The following is a 25,762-nucleotide window of genomic DNA, read 5'->3' on the forward strand; positions in this document are numbered from 1 at the left end:
AGGAGCGTAGCGACGAAGCAATCCAGTATCTTTCCGCGGAGACGGTCTGGATTGCTTCGCTTTGCTCGCAATGACGAAAGAAAGAGCAGCCCGGCATGCAGTTCGCTCTGAATGAGGATCAGATCGCGGTTCGCGACATGGCATTGGCGTTTGCGGCCGAGAAGATCGCGCCGCACGCGCTGCGTTGGGACGAGGAGAAGTATTTTCCAGTCGAGGTGATGCGCGAAGCCGCCAAGCTCGGCATGGGCGGCATCTATATCCGCGACGATGTTGGCGGCTCCGCCATGACGCGGTTCGACGCAGCGCTGATCTTCGAGGCGCTGGCGACGGGCTGCCCGACCACCTCGGCCTTCATCTCCATCCACAATATGGCGAGCTGGATGATCGATGCCTTCGGCAGCGACACCCAGCGCCACCAATGGCTGCCGAAGCTCTGCACCATGGAGCTGATCGCAAGCTACTGCCTGACCGAGCCGGGTGCCGGCTCGGACGCCGCGGCGCTGCGCACGCGCGCCGTGCGCGACGGCGACCACTACGTCCTAAACGGCCAGAAGCAATTCATCTCCGGCGCTGGCGGCACGGATATTCTGGTCGCGATGGTACGTACCGGTGGCGACGGTCCCGGCGGCATCTCGACCCTCGTCATCGACGGCAAGGCGCCGGGTGTCTCCTTCGGCGCCAATGAACGCAAGATGGGCTGGAACGCGCAGCCGACCCGCGCGGTGATATTCGAGAACGCCCGCGTGCCTGTGGCCAATCGCCTGAGCGAGGAGGGCACAGGCTTCAAGATCGCGATGGCCGGCCTCGACGGCGGCCGTCTCAACATTACGGCGTGCTCGCTCGGCGGCGCGCAAGCAGCACTCGACAAGGCGCGCGCCTACATGAAGGAGCGCAAGGCGTTCGGGAAGCGGCTCGACGAATTCCAGGCGCTGCAATTCCGTCTCGCCGACATGGCGATCGAGTTGGAGGCCGCGCGCACCTTCCTGTGGCGCGCCGCCGCGGCGCTCGATCGCAAAGACCCCGACGCCACCATGCTCTGCGCCATGGCGAAACGCTTCGGCACCGATGTCGGGTTCGAGGTTGCCAACCATGCGCTGCAACTCCACGGCGGCTACGGTTACCTCAGCGAATACGGCATCGAGAAGATCGTGCGCGACTTACGCGTGCACCAGATCCTCGAAGGCACCAATGAAATCATGCGGCTCATCGTGGCGCGCAAACTGATCGAGGGCGCGCGATGAGTGGGGTGGAAGAGGGCGATCTGGTCGCGCGCGTCGAAGGCGCGGCCGGCATCATCAGGCTCAATCGTCCCAAGGCGATCAACGCCGTGACGCTTGAGATGTTTCGCGACATCGACAAGGCGCTCGATCGTTTCGAAGCTGATCCTGCAATTGCCGTGATCCTGCTGGAAGGCGCCGGCGAGCGCGGCCTCTGCGCCGGCGGCGACATCCGCACGCTCTGGGAAAGCTCGAAGGCGGGTGGCGATCTCGGCAAGATCCTGTGGCGCGAGGAGTACATCCTCAATGCCCGGATCAAGAAATTTCCAAAACCCTATGTCGCCTTCATGGACGGCATCGTGATGGGCGGCGGTGTCGGTCTGTCCGCCCATGCCAGCCACCGTATCGTCACCGATCGGACCAAGCTCGCGATGCCCGAAGTCGGACTCGGCTTCTTCCCCGATGTCGGCGGCACCTATCTGCTGTCGCATTCGCCGGGCGAGATCGGCACCTATTTCGGGCTGACCGGCCAGACCATGAACGGGCCGGACGCGATCCACGCGAAGTTTGCCGATTGGGTGGTGCCGGCCGTGAGATTGCCGGAGCTGCGCGAGGCGCTGACCAAGCTGCGGTCCGGTGCGACCGCAGCCGATGTCAGCAAGCTCATCGACGGCTTCGCCTCCGGCGAGACTGCGGGGCCGGTCGCCGCCAGGGAGCCGGTCATCGATGCGTTGTTCGGCTTCGACCGCATGGAGGACATTGTCGCTGCGCTGAAGCGCGATGGTTCCGAGTTCGCGCTGGCCACGCTGAAGACGCTGAACGAAAAATCGCCGCGCGGCATGGTGGTCACGCTGAAGCTACTGCGCCTTGCGCGCGGATCGAGCCTGGAAGAGTGCCTGGTTCGCGAATACCGCGCCGCGCTGGAGGTGTTTCGGAGCGATGATTTTCGCGAGGGCGTGCGCGCCGCCGTGATCGACAAGGACCGCAACCCGACCTGGTCGCCGCCGCGGATCGAGGATGTGACGCCGGAGGTGCTTGCGCCCTATTTCGCCGAGATCGGCGCGGACGAATTGAAGTTCAATTAACAACGCTGTAGCGGAGGAAACGACAATGGCGACGATCGCATTCATCGGTCTCGGCAACATGGGCGGCCCGATGGCGGCCAACCTCGTCAAGGCCGGCCACAAGGTGGTGGCGTTCGATCTTGTCGAAGCCTCGCGCAATCAGGCCAAGACCGATGGCGCCAGCATCGCCGACAGCGCCCCGGCCGCGGTGAAGGGCGCCGATGTCGTCGTCACCATGCTGCCCGCAGGCAAGCATGTGCTCGGCGTCTGGAACGAGGTCGTGCCCGCCATGACCAAGGGTGCGCTCATCATCGACAGCTCCACCATCGATGTTGAAAGCGCGCGGGCCGCGCATGCGCTCGCCGCCAAGCACGGCGTGCTCTCGGTCGATGCGCCGGTCTCCGGCGGCACGGGCGGTGCCAAGGGTGCGACGCTCACCTTCATGTGCGGCGGCGAGGAGAAGGCATTTGCCGCGGCCAAGCCCGTGCTCGAGAACATGGGCAAGAAGATCGTGCATTGCGGCGGTGCCGGCGCCGGGCAGGCCGCAAAAATCTGCAACAACATGATCCTCGGCATTTCCATGATCGCGGTGAGCGAAGCCTTCGCGCTCGGTGAGAAGCTCGGGCTCTCGCATCAGGCGCTGTTCGACGTCGCCTCGACCTCGTCCGGCCAGTGCTGGTCGCTGACGACCTATTGCCCGGTGCCGGGCCCGGTGCCGACCTCGCCGGCCAACAACGATTACAAGCCGGGCTTTGCCTCGGCGCTGATGGTGAAGGACCTCACCCTGGCGCAGGAGGCGGCCAAGGCCGCGGGCGCGGCCACGCCGCTCGGCAAGCATGCGCAGGAGATCTATCAGTCTTTCGACGCAGCCGGCCAGGGCGGGGTGGATTTTTCCGGAATTATCAAGCACGTTAGGAGTTTAGCCGGGAAAGCTTGATGACCACATTCCAGGAAGCACGCGCGTTCCTTCTGCAACACCGTACGGATTACGAGGCAGCGGTCAAAGGCTTCCGCTGGCCTGATCCGGTTCCTTTCAACTGGGCGCTCGACTGGTTCGACGCCGAGCTCGCGGCCAATGCGGACAGCAAGGATCGGCCCGCGCTCTGGATCGTCGATGCCGCCCAGGACAAGCAGACGAAGCTGTCCTTCGCGGCGCTGTCGCGCCGCTCCAACCAGGTCGCCAACTTCCTCCGCGCGCAGGGCCTCCGGCGCGGCGACCATCTCCTGCTGCTGCTCGGCAACGTGGTTCCGCTGTGGGAGACGATGCTTGCCGCGATGAAGCTCGGCGTGGTCGTCATTCCCGCCACGACGCTGCTGACCGCCGACGAGCTGCGCGACCGGCTCGATCGCGGCAAGGCGAGGGCGGTGGTCGCCGCGCAGGACCAGGTGGCGAAATTCGCGAGCTTGGGCGCCGAGAATGTCGTTCGCATCGTCGTCGGCGCGGCCTCCGACGGTTGGCTGGCATATGTCGAAGCAGCAAAAGCTTCCGAAAGCTTCGCGCCTGATGGTCCGACCAATGCCGACGATCCGATGCTGCTGTATTTCACCTCGGGTACGACAGCAAAACCAAAATTGGTGCGACACAGTCAGCGCAGCTATTCCGTCGGCCATCTCTCGACGATGTACTGGATCGGGCTGAAGCCCGGCGACGTCCATCTCAACATCTCCTCGCCCGGCTGGGCCAAGCATGCCTGGAGCTGCTTCTTCGCGCCGTGGAATGCGGGTGCGACCGTGTTCGTGGTCAACCAGCCGCGCTTTGATGCCAAGTCGCTGCTTGCCACCATCGGCCGCCGCGGCGTCACCACGCTGTGCGCGCCGCCGACGGTGTGGCGGCTGTTCATCCAGGAGAACCTCGCCTCGTTCAAGGTGGCGCTTCGCGAGGTCTGCGGCGCCGGCGAGCCGCTCAATCCCGAGGTGATTGATCAGGTGCAGGCGGCCTGGGGCCTCACCATTCGCGACGGCTACGGCCAGACCGAGACCACGGCGCTCGCCGGCAATTCGCCGGGCCAGCCGATCAAGATCGGCTCGATGGGCCGTCCGTTGCCGGGCTATCGCGTGCAGATCAGCGATGCCGACGGCCATCCCGCAAAGGAGGGCGAGGTGACGCTGGTGCTCGGCGCCGACCGCCCCGCCGGCCTGATGCAGGGCTATCAGGGCGACGACGGCAAATTGTCCGGCGCCGCAGGCGCGCTCTATCGCAGTGGCGACGTCGTATTCGCGGATGAGGACGGCTACTTGACCTTCGTCGGCCGCTCTGACGACGTCTTCAAATCCTCCGATTATCGCATCAGCCCGTTCGAACTGGAGAGCGTCCTGCTCGAGCACGAGCTGGTCGCGGAAGCTGCGGTGGTGCCGAGCCCGGATCCAATCCGGCTCGCGATCCCCAAGGCGTTCGTGCTGCTGACCGCGGGTGCAGAACGCTCGCCGGAAACCGCGCTATCGATCTTCAAGCACCTGCACGCGCGTCTGGCCCCGTTCAAGCGCATCCGCCGCCTCGAAATCGTCACCGAGCTGCCGAAGACGATCTCTGGAAAGATCCGCCGCGTCCAGCTACGACGGCTCGAACGCGACGACGATCGCAGCGATCCCTTGCGCGGCCGGGAATTCCGTGAGGAGGATTTTCCGGAGCTGGCGAAGACACGGAGTGAGACCTAAGTGAACGAAGTCTGGAAGAAGCCGCCTGTTACGCTCGAGGCCTATCAGGCCATGATCGGCAAGGAGATCGGCGTATCGTCGTGGCACCTGATCGATCAGCCCCGCATCGACAGCTATGCCGACGTGATCGAAGATCACCAGTTCATCCACGTCGATCCGGAACGCGCGAAGAAGGAAACCGCGTTCGGCACTACCATTGCGCATGGTTTTCTCACGATGTCGCTGCTGTCGATCATGTCCTACGAGGTGATGCCCGTGATTGCGGGCACCACGATGGGCGTGAATTACGGCTTCGACAGGCTGCGCTTCATCTCGCCGGTGCGCTCAGGTAAGCGCGTGCGTGGCCGTTTCGTGCTGGCGGAAGCCAAGCTCCGCAAGCCAGGCGAGCTCCAGTCCCGCACCAACGTCACGGTCGAGATCGAGGGCGAGGATAAACCGGCGCTCGTCGCCGACTGGCTCGGCCTGATCTATTTCGAGTAGGCCCGTGCCGTCCTTGCCGGGCTTGACCCGGCAACCCATCGCTGCTCAAAAGCCTGTCGATTTTGATGGATGGCCGGGTCAAACCCGGCCATGACGGCTAACATCTAGGAAACCCACTATGCCAATCAGGTTCGACGGACGCGTCGCCATCGTCACCGGCGCGGGCAATGGTCTCGGACGCGCGCATGCGCTGGGGCTGGCGAGCCGCGGCGCCAAGGTCGTGGTCAACGATTTCGGTGGCGCGCGCGACGGCACCGGCGGCTCGCTGTCGCCGGCCGAGGCCGTGGTCGAGGAGATCCGCAAGGCCGGCGGCACCGCGATGGCCGACGGCGCCGACGTCTCCAATTTCGAGCAGGTCACCGCCATGGTCGAGCGCGCTACCAAGGAGTGGGGCAGCGTCGATCTCTTGTGCGCCAATGCCGGCATCCTGCGCGACAAGTCATTCGGCAAGATGGAGGTGGCCGATTTCCAGAAGGTGCTCGACGTGCATCTCGTCGGCACCTTTTATTGCTGCAAGGCGGCCTGGGCCGGCATGCGCGACCGCAATTACGGCCGCATCGTGTTGACGACGTCGTCCTCGGGCCTCTACGGCAATTTCGGCCAGGCCAATTACGGCGCCGCGAAATCCGGCATGGTCGGCTTGATGAACGTGCTCGCCGAGGAGGGCCGCAAGAACGACATTCGCGTCAACATCATCTCGCCGACCGCGGCGACCCGCATGACCGAGGAGCTGTTGCCGCCGCAGGCGCTGCAGCTGATGAAGCCGAACGCGATCACGCCTGCGGTCGAGTACATGCTGAGCGAGGATGCACCGACCCGCACCATCATGGGCGCGGGCGCCGGCTCGTTTGCGGTGATCAAGATTTTGGAGAGCGAAGGTATCAACCTGCCGGAGAGCGAGTGGACGCCGGATGCGATCGCCGCGCATTTCGCCGAGATCAGCGACATGTCGAAGGCCAGGGCGCTGCAGGGCGCGTTCGAGCAGACGCAGAAATACGTCGCCCAGGCCGCGGCGCGGGCGGGGATCAAGCTCTGACCGACGTCGCCGTCATCGGCGCAGGTCCCGCCGGGCTGATGGCGGCGGAGGTGCTGGCGTCAGGCGGCGCCCGCGTCACTGTCTACGACGCGATGCCGTCGGCGGGACGCAAATTCCTGATGGCCGGCCGCGGCGGACTCAACCTCACTCACAGCGAACCGCTGCCGCAATTCATGGCGCGCTACCGCGAGGCCGCACCGAAGCTGCAGGCGGCGGTCGAGGCATTTTCGCCCGATGCGCTGCGTGCCTGGAGCGAGGCGCTGGGCGAGCCGACCTTCGTCGGCAGCAGCGGACGCGTGTTTCCGAAAACGTTCAAGGCCTCGCCCTTGCTGCGCGCCTGGCTGCGGCGGCTCGATGCCGCCGGTGTCCGCTTTGCTTTTCGCCATCGCTGGATCGGCTGGGACGGCGAGGGTCGGTTGATCTTTCAGACGCCGAAAGGCGTCTCCGCCATCGAAGCGAACGCCACGCTGCTCGCGCTCGGCGGCGCAAGCTGGCCGCGGCTCGGCTCGGACGCCGGCTGGGTCGACATCCTCGCTGCAAAGGGCATTGCCGTCTCGAAGCTGCGGCCGGCCAATTCCGGCTTCACGGTCGCATGGTCCAAAGTGTTCCGTGACCGTTTCGAAGGCCAGCCGCTCAAGGGCGTGGCGCTGACGCTTCGTGCGCACACGGTGCGCGGAGAGGCGATGATCACCCGCAGCGGCATCGAAGGCGGCGCGATCTACGCGTTGTCGGCGGAACTGCGCGAGGCTGTGCTGAATCTCGGACAGGCGACGCTGATGATCGGGTTGCGGCCCGATCTCGACGCCGCTGTGCTGACCACGCGGCTGTCAGGCGTGCGTGGCAAGCAATCGCTGGCGAACTTCCTGCGCAAGGCCGCGCAATTGTCGCCGGTCGGCACCGGATTGATGCAGGAGGCAGCCTTCGCCTCCGGCCGGCCGCTGGCCGCGTTCTCGCCGGCGGAGCTCGCAGGGCTGATCAATGCCATTCCAGTTCAGCTCACCGGAGTGGCGCCGATCGATCGCGCGATCTCGACCGCGGGTGGAATTATGTTCGACGAGCTCGACGAGCAATTCATGCTGCGCAAATTGCAAGGTGTGTTCGCCGCCGGCGAGATGCTGGATTGGGAGGCGCCGACCGGCGGCTATCTCTTGCAGGCGTCCTTCGCGACTGGGGCTGCCGCGGGCAGGGGCGCGCTGGAGTGGCTCAAACGCTAACCCCCGTCATTGCGAGCGCAGCGAAGCAATCCAGAATCCCTCCTCCGCGGAAGTCTGGATTGCTTCGTCGCAAGAGCTCCTCGCAATGACGGCCGTGGCAACGGCGCGCGTACACCTACCGCAGCTTCCCACGCGCGGCCACCGGCAGCGTGCCGATGATCTCCTCGCCGCGCACCATCACCACCTCGTCCATCATGTTGACGACGACGCAGACGTGGTTCGGCACGATGCGCACGACATCGCCGACATTGGGCCGGGTATTGCTGCGGGAGAGATCGAGGAAGCCGTGTTCCTCGGCGAATTTGGCGATTCTGGCTTCGGGATGCTCCAGGATCAGGCCGTGGCCCTCGAGCCCGCCGGTATCCGTGGTCAGCGTCTTCGAGCCGGCGTCCAAGATGCCGCGCTCGGGCGCGGCGCGGCTCACCACCGTCGAATAGATGTGCAGGGCGCAATCGTCCCAGGTCGCCGAGCCTGCGGCGACTTGCATGCGGTCGTTGTAGATGTAGGTGCCGAAGCGATGTTCGGTGCCGCCCTTGAGCTTGCCGATGTTGACGAGGTTCGGCGTGCCGCCGGTCGAGACGATCTTGGCGTCGAGCCCGTGCGCGCGTACGCCGGCCAGCGCTTCGTCGTAGAACTTTTGCGCGTCCGCCCAGCCGGTCTCGGTCGGGTAGAGCATGAAGCCGGCGAATTCGAGCCCCTCGGACGAGGCGATCTCGCGCGCCAGCGCGATCGCCTCAGCCGGCGTCTCGACACCCGCGCGCTTGCGCCCGGTGTCGCATTCGACCACGACGGAGAGCGGGCGGCCTGACGCCGCAGCCGCCTTGGGCAATCCCGCGACGACCGTGGGATTGTCGGCGGCCACCGTCATGTTGGCCTTGGCCTGCAGCGCGCCGAGCCGCGCCATCTTCTCCTCGCCGAGCAGATTGTAGCTGATCAGGATGTCGTCGATGCCGGCATTGGCCATGATCTCGGCTTCGCCGAGCTTCTGGCAGGTGATGCCCTTGGCGCCCGCCGCGATCTGAAGCTTGGCGATCGTCGGGTTCTTGTGCGTCTTGATGTGCGGCCGGTTGGCGATCCCGGCGTCGTCGCAAGCCTTCTGGATCCGCGCGATGTTGCGCTCGACCCTGTCCATGTCGATGACGGCGCAGGGCGTGCCGTATTCGCGGGCGATCTTGGCGGCGAGAGTTGTTGTCATAAGTTATGCCTGTTCAATCTCTTCACGTAGCATTTCGAGTTCGAGCCAGCGCTCTTCGGCGGCCGATAGTTCTTCATGCGCCTTGGCGATCGCGGCCGACGTGTCGTCGAATTTTTTCCGATCCTTGGCGTAGAGATTGGGATCGTCGAGCACGCGCTGCAGCCTGGCGATATCCGCCTGCAACGTTTCCATCTTCTTGGGAAGCGTCTCCAGCGCGTGCTTCTCGTTGAAACTGAGCTTACGCTTGGGCGCGGACGCCGGAGCCGCCGCGCGCTCTTCCTTCTTCTCGGCAGCCGTCGGCGACTTGGCCGTCTCGCGCTTGAGGTCGGCGCCGCGCTGGATCAGCATGTCGCTGTAGCCGCCGGCATATTCGATCCACTTGCCGTTGCCCTCGGGTGCGATCACGGAGGTGACGACGCGGTCGAGGAAGTCGCGGTCGTGGCTGATCAGGATGACCGTGCCCTCGTAATCGCCGAGCATCTCCTCGAGCACGTCGAGGGTTTCGAGATCGAGGTCGTTGGTCGGCTCGTCCAGCACCAGCAGGTTCGACGGCTTTGCCAGTGCGCGCGCCAGCATCAGCCGGCCGCGCTCGCCGCCGGAGAGCACCTCCACCGGCGTGCCGCGCTGCTCCTGCGCGAACAGGAAGTCCTTCATGTAGCCGACCACGTGCTTCGGCTTGCCGCCGACCATGATCTGATCGCCGCGGCCGCCGGTCAGGGCCTCCGCCAGCGTCGATTTGGGATCGAGGCTTTCGCGATGCTGGTCGAGCGTCGCGACCTCCAGGTTGGCGCCGAAACGTATCGTCCCGGAATCCGGCTGCATGCCGCCGGTGAGCAGATTGACCAACGTGGTCTTGCCGGCGCCGTTCGGCCCGATGATGCCGAGGCGGTCGCCGCGCTGGATGCGCGTTGAGAAATTGTCGACGATCTTGCGCTCGCCATAGGCTTTGCTGATGCCCTTGGCCTCGATCACCAGCTTGCCGGACTGTTCGGCCTCGCTGGCCGCGAGGTTGGCGCTGCCGGCTGTGCCGCGATAGTTGCGGCGCTGGTCGCGCAGCGCATGCAGATTGGCGAGCCGCTTGACGTTGCGCTTGCGGCGGCCGGAGACGCCGTGGCGCAGCCAGTGCTCCTCGTCGACGATCTTGCGGTCGAGCTTGTGCTGGTCGCGCTCCTCCTCGGCCAGCACCTCGTCGCGCCAGCTCTCGAACGAGGCAAAGCCGCGATCGATCTGCTTGATCCGGCCGCGATCGAGCCAAGCGGTGGAGCGCGAGAGATTGGTCAGGAAGCGACGGTCGTGGCTGATGATGACGAGCGCGCTGCGCCTGGAGTCGAGCTCCTGCTCCAGCCATTCGATGGTGGCGAGATCGAGATGGTTGGTCGGCTCGTCCAGCAGCAGGATGTCGGGCGAGGGCGCCAGCACGAAGGCCAGCGCCGCGCGGCGCGCCTCGCCACCGGAGAGGTTGTGCGGGTTCTCCTCGCCGGTGAGGCCGAGCTGCTCCAGGAGATAGCGCGCCTGGTGCTGGTCGTCCCCCGGCGCGAGCCCGGACTCGACATAGGCGAGCGTGCTCTTGTGCGCGCCGAAATCCGGCTCCTGCGGCAGGTAGCGCACCGTTGCGCCGGGCTGCACGAAGCGTGTGCCGGCGTCAGGCTCGACCAGGCCGGCCGCGATCTTCAGCAGGGTCGATTTGCCGGAGCCGTTGCGGCCGATCAGGCAGACCCGTTCGGATGGCGCGACGTTGAGCTCGACGCCCGACAGCAGCGGCGTGCCGCCGAAGGTCAGCCTGATGTCTTTGAGTTGGATCAGCGGCGGGGCCATGGCTAACTTTGGCTCGTTGCGGCCTGATCTGCGCGGCGGCGCTGGATCCGGCGCAGTGTCTGGTCGAGCGCCGAGAGGAAGCTGGAGCGGTCTCGCGGCGAGAACGAGCGCGGGCCGCCGGTGACTTCGCCGGCCGATCGCAGGTCCGTCATCAGATTGCGCACCGCCAGCGTCATCCCGATCGATTCTTCGGTGAACGGCTTGCCGTTCGGCGCGATCACGTCGGCGCCCGCCTTCACACAGCGGCTCGCCAGCGGAATGTCCGAGGTCACAACCACGTCGCCGGGCCTGGCGCGCTCGGCGATCCAGTCGTCCGCGGCGTCCATGCCGCTGCCCGCGGCGATGCGCTCGATCAGAGGGTCCTGCGGCACGCGGATGAAATTGCCGGCGACCACGCTCACGGGCACGCCGTGCCGGATCGCGACGCGATAGATTTCGTCCTTCACCGGACAGGCGTCGGCGTCGACAAAGATGCGGGTCGGGGTCTCGGTCATTCCGCCGCGTGGTACCGCATTCGGGCCGCAAAGGCGAGGGGATTGACCCCAGTTCCTCAGGCCCTACGATCGCTCCTGAAACAACAAGAACAGGGAAAGGCCAGTCATGCCGAACCGGCTCGAAACCTATCGCGTCACGGCCTACAACACCGCCAAACAATCCGAAAACAAGATGCACGACGACAATGTGGCCCGCCGCTTCGGCTTTTCCGGCGGGCTGGTCCCCGGCGTCGACGTCTTCGCCTACATGATGCACGTGCCGATCGCGCGCTGGGGGCGGGACTTCCTGTCGCGCGGGCTGGTCGAGGCCCGCTTCATCAAGCCGGTCTATGACGGCGAGACCGCCGATGTCGATGCCACCGAGCACAACGGCCTGCTGACCATCGAGGTGTTCAGTCGCACCGAGCTGTGTGCCACGGGAAAGGCGTCGCTGCCGGCGGCGGTGCCGGCATTGTCGTTGAGCGACTATGTCGAAGTCCCCGCCGCCGCCGAGCGCAAGCCTGTCAGTCCTGCGACATTCGAGCTGGGCAAATGGCTGGGCACGACGCCGCGCCGGTGGGCCGGGCAGGATGCGGCCGACTATCTCACTGACGTCAGGGAGGCCGATCCGATTTTTGCCCGCGAGAGCCTCGGCCATCCCGGGCTGATCCAGCGCGTCATGAACCGCGTCCTGGTGGACAACACCATCCTGGGTCCCTGGATCCACGTGGGCAGCCGCATGCAGCTGCTGTCCGCCGCGCGCGCCGGCGACGAGATCACGGCGCGGGCCAAGGTCACTGCGAATTACGAGAAGAAGGGCCACCGCTTCGTCGAGTTCGACGCGCTGGTCGTCGCCAACGGCACGACGCCGCTCGCGCATTGCCAGCACACCGCGATCTACCAGCCGCGCGAGCAGGCGGCGGCGTAGCGGACAGTTGGGAAAGCCCACGCCCGTCAATCAAGGACGTCGTCATTCCCAGCGAAGGCGGGGAATCCAGTACGCCGCAGCTTCTCGGTCAATCGCTGCCGTCTCGGAGTACTGGATCGCCCGGTCAAGCCGGGCGATGACAGTAGAGTTTGTGGCGACGACAGTGCCCCTTACGCCGCCTTGGCCTTCGCCTCCTGGATCGCGCGCCACACCCGCTCGGGGGTCAGCGGCATGTCGATGTGCTTGATGCCGTACTCCGACAGCGCGTCGAGCACCGCGTTCACCACCGTCGACAGGCTGCCGGCGCAGCCCGCTTCGCCGCAGCCCTTGCTGCCGAGCGGATTGGTGGTGGCGGGCACCGGGTGGTCGCCGACCGTCATGTTGGGGACGTCCTCCGCGCGGGGCAGGGCGTAGTCCATCAGCGAGCCCGTGATCGGCTGGCCATTGTCGTCGTAGCGAATGTGCTCCATCAGGGCCTGGCCGATGCCCTGGACCACGCCGCCATGGAGCTGGCCCGCGACCAGCATCGGATTGATCACCGTGCCGAAATCGTTGACCGCGCTGTAGCGCACGATCTGCACCACACCGGTGTCCGGGTCGATCTCGACCTCGGCGACGTGGCAGCCGTTCGGGAACGCCGAGGCGACCGGTTCGCTGGTATGGTCGACATCGAGGCTATCAGGCACGCCCTCCGGCACCTTGCCGTCATGCAGACGCTTGGCGAGCTCCATGATGTCGATGCTGCGATCGGTGCCGGCGATCGTAAAGCTGCCGTCGGCAAACTCGATGTCGGCTTCGGATGCTTCCAGCATGTGCGCGGCGGCGCGCTTGCCTTTCTCGATGACGAGTTTTGCGGCCCCCACGATGGCCTGGCCGGTCGCAGTGATCGAGCGTGAGCCGCCGGTGCCGTTGCCGGTGTGGACGATATCGCTGTCACCCTGCACGAGCTTGACGCTCTCGAAGGGGACGCCGAGCTGCTCGCACAGCACCTGCGCGAACGGCGTGGCATGGCCCTGGCCGTAATCGAGCGTGCCGGTGATGAGCTGCACGGTGCCGTCACGATCGAACACGATCTTGCCGAGCTCGGGGCTCGGCGGCGCGGTGACTTCGAGATAGGAGCCGACCGCGATGCCGCGCAGCTTGCCGGCCTTCTTGCTCTCCTTCTTGCGCTTGGCGAAGTTCTCGTGGTCGGAGATTTCGAGCGCCTTGTTGAACACGGCCTGGAAGTCGCCGCTGTCATATGTGACGCCGGACGACGCCGCGAACGGGATCTGGTTCGGCTTGATGAAGTTGCGCTTGCGCAAGGTCAGCCGGTTGATGCCCATCTCGTCGGCGGCGCGGTCGATCAGCCGCTCCATGTAATAGTTCGCCTCGGGCCGGCCGGCGCCGCGATAGGCCCCCATCAGCGTGGTGTTGGTGAGCACCACCTTGATGTCGACCGCCATCAGCGGCGTGCGATAGACGCTGGAGAAGTTCTTGCCGGTATTGAGCGAAAGCGGCCCCGGCGCGACGCCGGTGATGTAGGCGCCGAGATTGCCGTAGCCGGACAGCTTTGCCGCGAGGAACTGCCCCTCGGCATCGAGCGCGAGCTCGGCGTGGATCTTCTGGGCGCGGCCGTGGCTGTCGGAGAGGAAGCTGGTGGAGCGCTCGTCCAGCCACTTCACCGGGCGTCCCAGTGCCTTCGCCGCATACAGAATGCACATGTACTCGGGATAGTTGATGTTCTTCATGCCGAAGGAGCCGCCGACATTGGCGGTGAGAATGCGCACCTTCTCGTTCGGCACCTTCAGGTTCTTGGCGAGGTTGGCGCGGTTGCCGGCAACGCCCTGCGTCGGCACCTGAAGCGTGTAGCGCTCGGTCTTCTTGTCGTAGGAGGCAAGCCCCACGCGCGGCTCCATCGAGACCACGGCAACGCGGGTGTTCTCGATGTCGAGCTTGGTCACATGAGCGGCGCTGGCGAAGGCGGCGTTCACCTTGTCCATGTCGCCATAGTGGTAGTCGAGCGCGACGTTACCAGGAATGTGGTCATAGAGCTGCGGCGCGCCGGGCTTGGCGGCTTGCTCCGGGTCCGTCACCGCCGGCAGCGGCTCGATGTCGAGCTCGACCGCCTCGGCCGCGTCGCGCGCCTGAGCCAGCGTCTCGGCCACCACGAAGGCGACGGGATCGCCGACGAAGCGGACCTTGTCGGTCGCCAGGGGCTGGCGGTTGGTCTGGAGCAGGGGCGAGCCGTCGCGGCTCTTCAGCGGCAGGCCGCAGGTGAAGGGGCCATAGCCGGCGGCATCAAGATCCTTCCCGGACCACGCCCCCAGCACGCCCGGCATGGCCTTGGCGGCATCGAGGCCGATGCTGCGGATGATGCCATGGGCATGGGTCGAGCGGACGACTACGGCATGGGCCTGGTTCGGCAGGTTGAAATCGTCGGTGTAGCGGCCCTTGCCGCGCACCAGCGTGTCATCCTCCTTGCGGCGGACCGGTTGCCCGACGCCATACTTTTGCAGTGCAATAGCGTTCTCGAGCGTCGACGATTTGGTGTGTTCTTGCATGGGAATTGACCTGAAAAGCCGGCATTTGCGCATTTTCGCGGCAGCGGAGCACCGGACTCCCTCAAATAACCCACCACCCCCGTTCACGACAACGCACGATTGGACATGGTCCCATGTGATGCGTTGTTGCGCAGGCCTGCCGCGCTGCTAATGTTTCAGGCGAATAATCAATTCCAGACCGGCCCGACCGGCCGCGGAAAGACAGTTTGTATGAATGACCACACGCGGCTCCGCGACGGCCATGCGCCGCATAGCGAGCTGGAGGGGTCGATGGCGGCGGTGGCATTGGCCACCAATCCGGCCGTCGGCGCGCAGGCGCCGGGAACCGGCGTCTATGCGGCGCTGGACCTCGGCACCAACAATTGCAGGCTGCTGATCGCCTGTCCGACTCAGGACGGCTTTCGTGTGGTCGATTCCTTCTCGCGCATCATCCGGCTCGGGGAGGGCGTCTCGGCGACGGGGTGCATTAGCGACGCCGCGATCGAGCGCGCCATCGCCGCGCTCAGCATCTGCCGCGACAAGATCAATCTGCGGAAGGCGCGTCGGCTGCGGCTGATCGCGACCGAAGCCTGCCGCGCGGCTTCGAACGCGGAAGGTTTCCGCAGCCGCGTTGCGGCCGAGACCGGCATCGAGCTCGAGGTGATCGACCGCGAGACCGAGGCCGCGCTCGCCGTGCTGGGTTGCTCGCCGCTGGTCGACCCCAGGGGGCGGGGCGCGATCCTGTTCGACATCGGCGGCGGCTCCACCGAGCTGGTGCGGATCGAGCGCGACGCCACCAATCCGGAGCCGCGCATAAAAGCCTGGATGTCGATTCCCTATGGTGTGGTCACGCTCGCTGAGCAGTTCGGCGGACGCGACGTCACGCCAGAGATCTATGCCGCCATGGAGCAGGAGGTCGCAAGCCACGTCGCGCCATTCGCCGAGGAGCACGGCCGCGATCTCGCCGACATGCACCTGCTCGGCACGTCGGGCACGGTGACGACGCTGGCCGGCATCCATCTCAACCTCGCGCGCTATGACCGCCGCCGCATCGACAGCATCTGGATGAACGATGCCGACATCACCGCGACCATCAACAAGCTGCTCGGCATGAGCTACGAGGAGCGTGCCGCCAACAGCTGCATCAGCGTCGAGCGCGCCGATCTCGTCCTGGCGGGCTGCGCCATCCTCGACGCTATCCGCCGCGCCTTTCCGCTGCCGCGCCTGCGCGTCGCCGACCGCGGCTTGCGCGAGGGCATGCTGGTCGAGATGATGCGCGAGGACGGCGCGCTCAGGAGCTGGTGAGTATGGCCAAGGACACCACCGGCCGCTTGCACGTTCAGGTCAAGACCGGCGGCAAGCGCAAATTGTCGTCGAAGCTGTGGCTGGAGCGGCAGCTCAACGATCCCTATGTCGCCAAGGCCAAGGCGGCGGGCTATCGCTCGCGCGCCGCGTTCAAGCTCTTGGAGATTGACGACAAGTTCCGGCTCTTGAAGCCCGGCATGGCCGTGGTCGATCTCGGCGCGGCACCCGGCGGGTGGAGCCAGATCGCAGCAAAGCGCGTCGGATCATTGGAAGGCAAGGGCAAGGTCGTCGCCATCGATCTGTTGGAGATGCCGGAGATTCCCGGGGTCGATTTCGCGCAGCTCGACTTCATGGACAACGACGCGCCCGAGAAGCTCACCGCGATGCTGGGCGGCAAGGCCGACGTCGTGATGTCCGACATGGCCGCCAACACCACCGGCCACCGCAAGACCGACCAGCTCCGCATCGTCGGCCTGGTCGAGACGGCGGCGGCCTTTGCCTGCGACGTGCTCAAACCCGGCGGCACGTTCCTGGCGAAAACGTTCCAGAGCGGCGCCGACGCTGAGCTGCTGGCCCAGCTCAAGCGCGACTTCGCCACCGTGCGTCACGTCAAGCCGGCCGCGAGCCGGCAGGATTCGTCCGAACGCTACGTGCTGGCGACGGGATTTCGCGGCGGCGGAGCGGCGTAGCTACGTACTCCGTCATTGCGAGGAGCTCTTGCGACGAAGCAATCCAGAGTGCTTCTGCGGAGAGATTCTGGATTGCTTCGCTTCGCTCGCAATGACGGGAGGAGACTACCCCAGCCGCTGATCCCGCACGTCCTGCGTATCCTCGGACGCCGCCTTGACCGCGGCCTTCTCTGCGCCCTTGCCGGCGCCCTTGCGGCTCGCGATCTCCACCGCCTTGCGCCCCGAAATCTCGTGGCCTGCGTCCGCGGGCATCTGCCAGAAGAACCAGCTCGAGGCCGCCGAGGTCAGCGCCACCACGACGAAGGCGGGCGCGAACACCGTGGCGTTGAGCTCGCTGACGTGGCTGAACCACATCGTCGTCTCGACACAGGCCGCGCCGACGGCGACGCCGGCCGAGATCGCGAGCTGCTGGTTGACGCTGACGAGGGTTGTGGCGCGGCTCATTTGCGCGGTCTCGACGTCGGCATAGGCGACCGTGTTGATCGCGGTGAACTGCAGCGAGCGGAAGAAGCCGCCGACCACCAGGATCACCATGATGATGAGCAGCGGCGTCGTCACCGTGAACAGCGCGCAGACGCCGAGGAAGAACGCGCTGACGATCGCGTTCACCGTCATCAAATTGCGGAAGCCGAAGGTGCGGATGATGCGCGCCGCCAGCGTCTTCATGCCCATCGCCCCGAGCGAGGAGGCAAAGGTGACGAGGCCGGAATGGAACGGCGACAGGCCGAAGCCGATCTGCATCAGGAGCGGCAGCAGGAACGGCAGCGCGCCGATGCCGAGCCGGAACAGGAAGCCGCCGAACACGGCTGCGCGCAGCGTCGGCAGCTTCAGGAGCGAGAAGTCCAGCACCGGCGATCTGGTCCGCCGCGCGTGGATGACGTAGAGCGTCATCGAGATCGCTCCGCCCACGACCAGCGCGGCCACCGTGCTCCATGGCAGCAGGTTGAGCCCGGCAACGGAAAGGCCGAAGGCGATGCCTGCGAGCCCCAGCCCAGAGAGCACCATGCCGTAGAGATCGAATGGCTCGCGTTCCTCGCTCTTGATCGGGTCGATGTACTTCAGCGCCATGAAGATCCCGAGCAGCCCGATCGGGATGTTGATCAGGAAGATCCAGTGCCAGGACGCATAGGTCGTGATGAAGCCGCCGAGCGGCGGGCCGATCACGGGACCGATCAGGGCAGGGACCGTCACCCAAGCCATGGCGTTGACCAGCGCGCTCTTATCGACCGAACGCAGCAGCACGAGGCGCCCGACCGGCGTCATCATGGCGCCGCCCATGCCTTGCAGGATGCGCGCGAACACGAAGTCGGTGACCGAGGTCGAGAGCGCGCAGCCGACCGAGCCGACCATGAACACGCCGACGGCGATCGCGAACACCATCCGCGCGCCAAACCGGTCGGCGGTCCAGCCGCTCGCCGGAATGAACACCGCGAGCGACAGCAGATAGGAGGTGATCGCGAGCTTCAGCGTCAGCGGGCTGGTGCCGATGTCGGCTGCGATCGCCGGCAGCGAGGTGGCGATCACGGTCGAATCCATGTTCTCCATAAAGAGAGCCGTGGCCACGATCAGCGGAATGACGCGTTGCTTGTCGACCATGAGGGCAATGAAATCGGAAGGAGGAGTGGAGTTGCGGCTTATCACCGCCGTCCGCCGCCGACCATTGCGGATCCATGCATGGTACCTAAATCCCGCGTAACAACGGTGTGACCGTCTTTCGTCATTCCGGGGCGCGCCCACTTGGCGCGAACGCGGAATCCATCGGACTGCAGCATCCGCTGCGCGATGGATTCCGGGCTCGCGACTTCGTCGCGCCCCGGAATGACCGGTGGAGGGACGGCGTACCGAGCCCAACCCCGCTGAATCGGCCAAAAAACCCCTGTGCATGGCTGGCCAGCGGCCCGAATCGCTTTGATTCGTCACGCGGCCGTGCTATCGACCCGCGTCAACCCCACCGATGGGCTCCGATTCTCAAGGCGTTGCCGCAAGGGACGCCGAGGGCGGCGCTCATCCATTAGCATTTGCGGCAGGGCCGCAGGAAGGAGTTGGCAGATGGCCACGTTGCAACTTCAGGGCATCCGCGAAGCCTTTACGTTCGACGACGTGCTGTTGAAGCCGGGCCTGTCCGACGTCATGCCGGGCGAGGTCGACATTCGCTCCCGCGTCACCCGCGCCATCCCGCTCAACATCCCGATCATGGCCTCGGCCATGGACACCGTCACCGAGGCCCGCATGGCGATCGCCATGGCGCAGGCCGGCGGCCTTGGCGTCATCCACCGCAATTTCGATCCCGAAGGGCAGGCCGCCCAGGTGCGGCAGGTCAAGCGCTACGAGTCCGGCATGGTGGTGAACCCGCTCACCATCAGCCCCGACGCCACGCTCGACGACGCGCTCAAGCTGATGAGCGACCACGGCATCTCCGGCATTCCGGTCGTCACCGGCGCCGGCAAGAACACGCCCGGCAAGCTGGTCGGCATCCTCACCAACCGCGACGTGCGCTTTGCCACCGACCGCCGGCAAAAAGTCTCCGAGCTGATGACCCGTGAAGGGCTCGTCACGGTCCGTGAGAATGTCAACCAGGATGAGGCGCGGCGGATGCTGCACCAGCACCGCATCGAGAAGCTGCTGGTGGTCGACGATCAATATCGCTGCGTCGGGCTCATCACCGTGAAGGACATGGAGAAAGCGGTTGCCCATCCGCTCGCCTGCAAGGACGGGCAGGGGCGTCTTCGCGTCGCTGCCGCCACCACGGTCGGCGATACCGGATTCGAGCGCACCGAGCGGCTGATCGATGCCGGCGTCGACCTTGTCGTCGTCGACACCGCGCACGGCCATTCCCGTCACGTGCTGCAGGCGGTGAACCGCATCAAGCGCCTGTCCAATTCGGTGCAGGTGGTCGCCGGCAACGTTGCCACCACGGAAGGCGCGCAGGCGCTGATCGATGCGGGCGCGGATTGCATCAAGGTCGGCATCGGCCCGGGCTCGATCTGCACCACGCGCATCGTCGCCGGCGTCGGCGTGCCCCAGCTCACCGCGATCATGGATGCGGTCGAAGCGGCGAAGAAGGCCGACATCCCCGTCATCGCCGACGGTGGCATCAAATATTCCGGCGACCTTGCGAAAGCGCTCGCGGCCGGCGCCGACATTGCCATGGTCGGTTCGCTGCTCGCCGGCACCGACGAGACGCCCGGCGAAGTGTTTTTGTGGCAGGGCCGTTCCTACAAGGCCTATCGCGGCATGGGCTCGGTCGGCGCGATGGCGCGGGGATCGGCCGACCGCTACTTCCAGCAGGACATCAAGGACACGCTCAAGCTCGTGCCTGAGGGCATCGAGGGCCAGGTGCCCTACAAGGGCCCGGTCGGCAACGTCATGCACCAGCTCGCCGGCGGCTTGCGCGCCGCAATGGGCTATGTCGGCGCGCGCGACATGAAGGAGCTGCACGACAAGGCCCAGTTCGTCCGCATCACCGGCGCGGGCCTGCGCGAAAGCCACGTCCACGACGTCACCATCACGCGCGAGAGCCCGAACTATCCGGGCGGGGGTTAGGCGCTTCGGTCGCGCGCGCGTTTTGCGCGCGATAAGATACTGCCGTGCTTGGTTCGACCGGAGCGGCCCGCGACCGGATTTCGGATAAGCTCGTCGTCGCGGTCGCTCAGGTAAGGTTGAGATGCAATCCTACTCGGCGAATGGCGCTGCATCCACCAGATCAACCACCGAAGGCGCGCTGTATCCTTCGACAAAGCGCTCGCCGAAATCTCGGATGAAATTGTCGTAGCTTGTTTCCGGCCTGGTGCTTGCGATATGGCAGAAGCAGCGGCGGAATTGCCGCTTGATCTGCATTCGCGGGAATTCGGCGATGATCCGCGACACTTCGGCGGCGGGAATGACGTCGTATTGCAGCCCGATGACGTCGAAGCAGATGCCAGCTGTGGCGAGTGCAACCTCGCTCTCTTTGTAGAGAGCGATCGACGGGGTCGAGTTCAGCGCGACGCTGTCCCAGATCAGCTGGGCGCGGCGCCGGTCGAAGCCGCGCTCGGCGGCAAAGTGCCGCGCCAGGTCCGCGCCTTCGACCTCGAAGCGGCGAGGTCCGGCGAAGCTTTCATTCAGCGTGATGTCGTGCAGCAGGGTGCCGACCGCGAGCACCTCCTCATCGTGCACCACGTTCTGCAATTGTCCGAGCCTTGCCGCGAACAGCCACGAGCGGACGACGTGGTTGAACAGATACGGCGCGCAGTGCTGCCGCGCATGTTCGATTGCGGCATCGACTATGGGAGCGTCGGGAACGACGACGCCCGCGAGGGTGGGGTGGGCAGGTTTGTCCATGCTGCTGTCTTTCTCGTTGAGGTCTGCAATTCAGGTGAACGAGATCGCTAGCTCCGGATGAATTTCAGCAGCTCGGCGTTGATCTGATCCTGATGGGTGGCGGTCAGGCCGTGGGGGGCTCCCGGGTAGTAGACGTCCTTGGCGCCTTTGATGAGCTTCGCCGATTTGCGCGCGGAGTCCTTGACCGGCACGATCTGGTCGTCTTCGCCGTGCAGGACCAGGGTCGGCACGTCGAACTTCTTCAGGTCCTCGGTGAAATCAGTTTCCGAGAAAGCTTTGACGCTCTCATAGGCACTCTTGGCGCCTGCCTGCATGCTCCACAGCCAGAACTGGTCGAGCGTGCCCGGCGAGACTTTTGCACCCGGCCGGTTTGCGCCGTAGAAGGCAATCGCCAGATCCTTGTAGTATTGCGACCGGTCGCCGGCGACGCCTGCACGAATGGCATCGAACACCTCGACCGGAAGTCCCTCCGGGTTGGCTTCGGTCTTCAGCATGATCGGCGGCACCGCCGCGATCAGCACCGCCTTGGCGACGCGACCGGTACCATGGCGGCCGATATAGCGCGCGACCTCGCCACCGCCGGTGGAATGGCCGATCAGCGTGGCGTCCCGTAAATCAAGCGCTTCGATCACCGCGGCGAGATCGTCGGCATAGCCGTTCATGTCGTTGTGCTCCGAGGCCTGGCTGGAGCGACCATGCCCGCGCCGGTCGTGCGCGACGACGCGAAAGCCGTGCTGGGCAAGGAACAGCATCTGGCCGTCCCAGGCGTCTGCATTCAGCGGCCAGCCGTGCGAGAAGGTCACGACGGGGCCTTGGCCCCAGTCCTTGTAATAGATCTCGGTGCCGTCCCTAGTGGTGATCGTGCTCATCGTTTTGCGTCCTTTGGGGTGAGGAGAGAGTTGTGGAGCCAGTCGGCGAGCCGGGTCCGCCCGAGCTGCGGCTCGTCGCCCGGCGTCAGCGACTGATCGTTCAGGGGCAGGCCGAAATAGTCCGCCCGGATATCGGGGATCACTCGGCGTGTGTCGCCCCTGGCGGCCAGAACCTGCTGTGCAAACTCATCGAGGCCGCGCCTTTCGGGACCAGCGATCTCGACTATGCGGTTGCGAGGCGGACCAAGCGCCAATTCGGTCAGTGTGGCCGCGACGTCGTCGGCAGCGACGGGCTGGAGATGCGCAGGCGACAGCCGGATCACGTCGCCCTCGGCGCCGCCTGCGATGATCGCGTCGATGAATTCGAAGAACTGGGTCGCGCGCAGGATGGTGTATGGAAGGCTTGATGCTTGGATGAGCTCCTCTTGCACAAGCTTTGCGCGGAAATAGCCGCTCGTCTGCAGTCGGTCGGTGCCCACCACCGACAGCGCGAGATGATGCTTCACCTCGGCGGCGGTTTCGGCCGCCAGCAGGTTGCGGCCCGAGGTCCGGAAAAAATCCATCGCGGTCTTGTCATCGAAGGCGGGCGAATTCGAGACGTCGATTACGACTTGTGCACCGTCGACTGCTTCGGCGAGGCCCTCGCGGGTCAATGTGTTGACGCCGGAGGAGGGCGAGGCCGCGACCACCTCGTGGCCTTTGGCCTGAAGCCTGCGCACCACATTGCTTCCGATCAGGCCGCTGCCGCCGATCACCACGATCTTCATTGTGCCCTCGCGTCTCGTTCGCTCCAGATGCGGCAGGATGCGCCGGAATCCGGCCCAAGACCTTGGTATGGACGTGCAGCGCCCTTGGTTTTTGCTTGAAATCTGCTTGCAGTTTCGTCCAAACAGGGCGCAGCAGCCTCGGCTGTCGTGCGCCGAGAGCGGGATGCCGCTCGGGTTTCAATCAGGGTCTTTGTGGTGCGGTTCACCTTCGAAGCCTATGTCCTCGATGAGGACCGGCGGGAGTTGCGGCGGGACTCCGGGGCTGTCAGCCTCACGCCGCAGGCTTTCGATCTGCTGCTGTATCTGGTGCGCAACCGCGACCACGTCGTTAGCAAGAATGATCTGTTCGACACGGTCTGGGGCGGGCGGATCGTCTCGGAATCGACGCTGGCCAGCCACATCAACGCTGTGCGCAAGGCGCTGGAAGACAGTGGAGAGGGGCAGCGGCTGATTCGAACCGTTCCGCGCAAGGGGTTCCGCTTTGTCGGCGAGGTGCACGTAGCGGCCGATCAGCGCATCGCGATCGTGCCGTCGGCGGAGAAGCCGGTTGCCGCGCTCGACCTGCCCGACCGGCCCTCGATCGCTGTGCTGCCGTTTCTGAACCTGAGCGGGGACCCCGCTCAGGACTACTTCGCCGACGGCGTCGTCGAAGACATCATCTTCGGTCTGTCGCGAATCCGCTGGCTGTTCGTGATCGCCCGCAATTCCAGCTTCACGTACAAGGGCCGCGCGGTCGATGTGAAGCAAATCGGCCGCGAACTGGGCGTGCGCTACGTCCTGGAAGGCAGCGTGCGCCGCTCCGCTGGCCGCGTGCGCATCACCGGACAATTGATCGACGCCTCTACCGGCGCTCATCTGTGGGCTGAGCGGTTCGAGAGCGCGATGGACGACATCTTCAAGCTGCAGGACCAGATCACCGCCAGCGTCGTCGGCGCGATTGCGCCGCAGCTCGAGCTCGCCGAAATCGAACGCGCCAAGCGCAAGCCGACCGAAAGCCTCGATGCCTACGACTATTATCTCCGCGGCTTGGCGCAATTCCACACCGCGACCCGCGACGGAATCGATGGGGCATTAGCGCTGTTCTACGGGGCGATCGATCGCGATCCGGACTTTGCTGCGGCTTATGGCATGGCGGCGTGGTGCTTTTACTGGCGCAAGATGAATCGCTGGCTCGCAGACCGCGCCGCCGATGGCGCCGAGGCGGCGCGGTTGTGCCAGCGCGCGGTGACGCTGAACAAGAACGACGCAGTTGCATTGTGCCGTGGCGGCCACGCATGGCCCCATTTCGGCGGCGATCTGGACACCTGCGTCGCCCATGTAGACCGCGCGCTGGTGCTCAATCCGAATTCGTCGACGATCTGGTATCTCGGCGGGTATCAACGAATCTCGATGGGCGAACACGACAGCGCGATCGACTATTTCAGTCGCGCCATGCGGCTCAGCCCGCTCGACCCCGAGATATTTCAGATGCAGACCGGGATCGCGATGGGACATCTGTATTGCCGCCGCTTCGACGACGCGGTGGCGTCACTGCAGCGGGCATCGCGGCAGATGCCGAACGTCCTGCGGGTGGCCGCCTTCATGGCGGCGAGCCACGCGCTAGCCGGGCGGATGGACGAAGCCCGTGAAGCGATGGCCCACGTCCGCAGGCTGGATCCGACTTTACGGGTCAGCGTTTTGGAGGATTGGCTGCTCGTCCGCCGCCCGCAGGATTTCGCGCTCGCCTCGGAGGGCATGCGGATGGCCGGGCTACCCGAATGAAGGACGCTGTCTCGGCACAAAATGCTGGAAACGGCGACAACGGATCTGAACAGGCTTGATCGGCGATAGGCCTTGAATCGACGCTGACGCGCCCTCGGCTCCGAGGGGCCAACCGCTCACCGCTTTTGTGTTGACGCGCCTCGCTGCCTCCGCTTCCGTCCGTATCGAAAGACAAAAGGAGGAAGCCATGGCCCAAGCCAAACGCATCGTTCTCGCCGCGCGTCCCGTCGGCGAACCCAAGCCGTCTGATTTCCGTTTGGAGGAATTCGCCGTTCCGACGCCAGGGCAGGGCGAAGTCCTGCTGCGCACGATCTGGCTGTCGCTCGATCCCTATATGCGCGGGCGCATGAGCGAGGGGCCGTCCTACGCAGCTCCGGTGCCGGTCGGCGGCGTGATGGAGGGCGAGGCGGTCAGCGAGGTCGCGGCGTCCAACAATCCCGATTTCGCGGTCGGCGACATCGTGCGCATCCGCTCGGGCTGGCAGACTCATGCGATCTCGAGCGGCAAGGGCCTGATCAAGGTCGATCCCAAGCTCGGGCCGATCTCGACCTCGATCGGCGTGCTCGGCATGCCCGGCATGACCGCCTATACCGGCCTGCTCGACATCGGCAAGCCGCAACAGGGCGAGACTGTCGTCGTTGCCGGTGCGTCCGGCGCGGTCGGCTCGGCAGTGGGGCAGATCGCCAAGATCAAGGGCGCCCGTGCGGTCGGCATCGCCGGCGGCAAGGACAAGTGCGACTACGTGGTGAAGGAGCTCGGCTTCGATGCCTGCATCGATCACCGCGATCCCGATCTCGCCGCCAAGCTGAAGGACGCCTGCCCTGATGGCATCGACGTCTATTTCGAGAATGTCGGCGGTGCCGTGTTCGAGGCGGTGTTTCCGCTGCTCAACCCGTTTGCGCGCGTGCCGGTGTGCGGCCTGATCGCCCATTACAACGACACCGAGGCCAAGCCGCCGAAATGGGCGGCCAGCCTGATGCGCGCGACGCTGACCAAGCGGCTGACCTTCCGCGGCTTCATCGTCTCCGACTTCGCCGCCCGCCACGGAGACTTCCTGCGCGACATGTCCGGCTGGGTTCGCGACGGCAAGGTCAAGTACAAGGAGTTCGTCACCGAGGGCCTGGAAAGCGCCCCCGGCGCCTTCATAGGCCTGCTGAAGGGGGCCAATTTCGGCAAGCAGCTGGTCCGGATCGGGCCGGACAAGGCCTAGGCATGCTCCGGAAAAGTGCGAAGCGGTTTTCCGGAAAGATCATGCCCAAACAACAACCTAAAGCGCGAGCGCATTCATCGCGCTTTAGGTGACAGGGACTGGGACTCACGTGGCCCCGCGGCCACACGCCGCGTGGGGATAGTTAAGAAAGAGTCACCAAATGGTCACACCTGCCCGCAAAAGCCGCGGGTGTGACCGCCTGTTCATTGACGGCCGGACGAAGGCATTGAATCATCGTGCAT

Annotated in this window: 21 protein-coding genes; 13 read left to right on the plus strand and 8 right to left on the minus strand. The window is 65.5% G+C overall.

The window, feature by feature from the left end:
• Window positions 1-95 precede the first annotated feature (95 nt).
• From I6F21_RS03115 to I6F21_RS03145, 7 genes are all read left to right on the plus strand, one after another.
• Window positions 96-1,241: an isobutyryl-CoA dehydrogenase gene (locus I6F21_RS03115; RefSeq protein WP_109144067.1), complete on the plus strand. Its 1,146-nt coding sequence runs from the start codon at window positions 96-98 to the stop codon at window positions 1,239-1,241.
• Window positions 1,238-2,302, plus strand: a complete 1,065-nt coding sequence (locus tag I6F21_RS03120; protein WP_225140194.1) for an enoyl-CoA hydratase/isomerase family protein — start codon at window positions 1,238-1,240, stop codon at window positions 2,300-2,302. Before I6F21_RS03115 ends, I6F21_RS03120 begins: the two co-directional genes overlap by 4 nt.
• Window positions 2,298-3,218, plus strand: coding sequence for a 3-hydroxyisobutyrate dehydrogenase (mmsB, locus tag I6F21_RS03125; protein ID WP_345944149.1), 921 nt, complete (start codon window positions 2,298-2,300; stop codon window positions 3,216-3,218). The genes I6F21_RS03120 and mmsB overlap by 5 nt, the downstream gene beginning before the upstream one ends.
• Complete coding sequence (locus tag I6F21_RS03130) at window positions 3,218-4,936, plus strand: AMP-binding protein (RefSeq protein ID WP_225182805.1); 1,719 nt, start codon at window positions 3,218-3,220, stop codon at window positions 4,934-4,936. Before mmsB ends, I6F21_RS03130 begins: the two co-directional genes overlap by 1 nt.
• Window positions 4,937-5,416 carry a MaoC family dehydratase gene (locus tag I6F21_RS03135; RefSeq protein WP_036001055.1) on the plus strand — a complete coding sequence of 160 codons (480 nt, stop codon included), beginning with the start codon at window positions 4,937-4,939 and terminating at the stop codon, window positions 5,414-5,416.
• 118 nt (window positions 5,417-5,534) lie between these two features.
• Window positions 5,535-6,452: an SDR family NAD(P)-dependent oxidoreductase gene (locus I6F21_RS03140; RefSeq protein WP_225140197.1), complete on the plus strand. Its 918-nt coding sequence runs from the start codon at window positions 5,535-5,537 to the stop codon at window positions 6,450-6,452.
• Window positions 6,449-7,666: a TIGR03862 family flavoprotein gene (locus I6F21_RS03145; protein WP_225140358.1), complete on the plus strand. Its 1,218-nt coding sequence runs from the start codon at window positions 6,449-6,451 to the stop codon at window positions 7,664-7,666. Before I6F21_RS03140 ends, I6F21_RS03145 begins: the two co-directional genes overlap by 4 nt.
• Before the next feature lie 115 nt (window positions 7,667-7,781).
• On the opposite strand, the gene I6F21_RS03150 is transcribed toward I6F21_RS03145, so the two are convergent.
• The 3 genes from I6F21_RS03150 to I6F21_RS03160 are packed head-to-tail and all read right to left on the minus strand — an operon-like array spanning window position 7,782 to window position 11,170.
• Entirely contained in the window at window positions 7,782-8,861 is a 1,080-nt protein-coding gene (locus I6F21_RS03150) for a D-TA family PLP-dependent enzyme (protein WP_225140198.1), read from the minus strand.
• A 3-nt stretch (window positions 8,862-8,864) separates the two neighbouring features.
• The gene (locus I6F21_RS03155) at window positions 8,865-10,676 is read right to left on the minus strand and encodes an ATP-binding cassette domain-containing protein (protein WP_225140199.1); all 1,812 of its coding nucleotides are present in this window, start codon (window positions 10,674-10,676) and stop codon (window positions 8,865-8,867) included.
• A 2-nt stretch (window positions 10,677-10,678) separates the two neighbouring features.
• On the minus strand, window positions 10,679-11,170 hold the full coding sequence (locus I6F21_RS03160; RefSeq protein WP_057028908.1) for a YaiI/YqxD family protein: 492 nt from the start codon (window positions 11,168-11,170) through the stop codon (window positions 10,679-10,681).
• Window positions 11,171-11,276: 106 nt separating this feature from the next.
• Between I6F21_RS03160 and I6F21_RS03165 the strand changes: the two genes are divergently transcribed.
• A complete protein-coding gene (locus I6F21_RS03165; RefSeq protein ID WP_225140201.1) occupies window positions 11,277-12,077 on the plus strand; it encodes a hypothetical protein in 801 nt (266 codons plus the stop codon).
• Between the two features lie 170 nt (window positions 12,078-12,247).
• Here the strand turns inward: I6F21_RS03165 and I6F21_RS03170 are convergent, their stop codons facing one another.
• Window positions 12,248-14,620 (minus strand): xanthine dehydrogenase family protein molybdopterin-binding subunit, encoded by a 2,373-nt coding sequence (locus I6F21_RS03170; protein ID WP_225140202.1) that lies wholly within the window; start codon window positions 14,618-14,620, stop codon window positions 12,248-12,250.
• Window positions 14,621-14,830: 210 nt separating this feature from the next.
• Here I6F21_RS03170 and I6F21_RS03175 point away from each other — a divergent pair, with 210 nt between their 5' ends.
• A complete protein-coding gene (locus I6F21_RS03175) occupies window positions 14,831-15,904 on the plus strand; it encodes a Ppx/GppA phosphatase family protein (RefSeq protein WP_036001035.1) in 1,074 nt (357 codons plus the stop codon).
• A 2-nt stretch (window positions 15,905-15,906) separates the two neighbouring features.
• A complete protein-coding gene (locus I6F21_RS03180) occupies window positions 15,907-16,593 on the plus strand; it encodes an RlmE family RNA methyltransferase (RefSeq protein WP_036022539.1) in 687 nt (228 codons plus the stop codon).
• A gap of 105 nt (window positions 16,594-16,698) precedes the next feature.
• Here the strand turns inward: I6F21_RS03180 and I6F21_RS03185 are convergent, their stop codons facing one another.
• Window positions 16,699-18,189, minus strand: coding sequence for an MDR family MFS transporter (locus tag I6F21_RS03185; RefSeq protein WP_225140203.1), 1,491 nt, complete (start codon window positions 18,187-18,189; stop codon window positions 16,699-16,701).
• A gap of 453 nt (window positions 18,190-18,642) precedes the next feature.
• Between I6F21_RS03185 and guaB the strand changes: the two genes are divergently transcribed.
• Window positions 18,643-20,136 (plus strand): IMP dehydrogenase, encoded by a 1,494-nt coding sequence (gene guaB, locus I6F21_RS03190; protein WP_225140204.1) that lies wholly within the window; start codon window positions 18,643-18,645, stop codon window positions 20,134-20,136.
• A 129-nt stretch (window positions 20,137-20,265) separates the two neighbouring features.
• Here the strand turns inward: guaB and I6F21_RS03195 are convergent, their stop codons facing one another.
• The 3 genes from I6F21_RS03195 to I6F21_RS03205 are packed head-to-tail and all read right to left on the minus strand — an operon-like array spanning window position 20,266 to window position 22,549.
• Complete coding sequence (locus I6F21_RS03195) at window positions 20,266-20,913, minus strand: hypothetical protein (RefSeq protein ID WP_225182806.1); 648 nt, start codon at window positions 20,911-20,913, stop codon at window positions 20,266-20,268.
• 47 nt (window positions 20,914-20,960) lie between these two features.
• Window positions 20,961-21,782, minus strand: coding sequence for an alpha/beta hydrolase (locus I6F21_RS03200; protein ID WP_225140206.1), 822 nt, complete (start codon window positions 21,780-21,782; stop codon window positions 20,961-20,963).
• Window positions 21,779-22,549: an SDR family oxidoreductase gene (locus I6F21_RS03205; RefSeq protein WP_225140207.1), complete on the minus strand. Its 771-nt coding sequence runs from the start codon at window positions 22,547-22,549 to the stop codon at window positions 21,779-21,781. Before I6F21_RS03205 ends, I6F21_RS03200 begins: the two co-directional genes overlap by 4 nt.
• A gap of 195 nt (window positions 22,550-22,744) precedes the next feature.
• Here I6F21_RS03205 and I6F21_RS03210 point away from each other — a divergent pair, with 195 nt between their 5' ends.
• On the plus strand, window positions 22,745-24,310 hold the full coding sequence (locus I6F21_RS03210; protein WP_225140208.1) for a winged helix-turn-helix domain-containing tetratricopeptide repeat protein: 1,566 nt from the start codon (window positions 22,745-22,747) through the stop codon (window positions 24,308-24,310).
• Between the two features lie 187 nt (window positions 24,311-24,497).
• The gene (locus tag I6F21_RS03215) at window positions 24,498-25,520 is read left to right on the plus strand and encodes an NADP-dependent oxidoreductase (protein WP_225140209.1); all 1,023 of its coding nucleotides are present in this window, start codon (window positions 24,498-24,500) and stop codon (window positions 25,518-25,520) included.
• Window positions 25,521-25,762 lie beyond the last annotated feature (242 nt).

Source organism: Bradyrhizobium sp. NBAIM03, from assembly GCF_020194055.1.
Taxonomy (GTDB): Bacteria; Pseudomonadota; Alphaproteobacteria; order Rhizobiales; family Xanthobacteraceae; genus Bradyrhizobium; species Bradyrhizobium yuanmingense.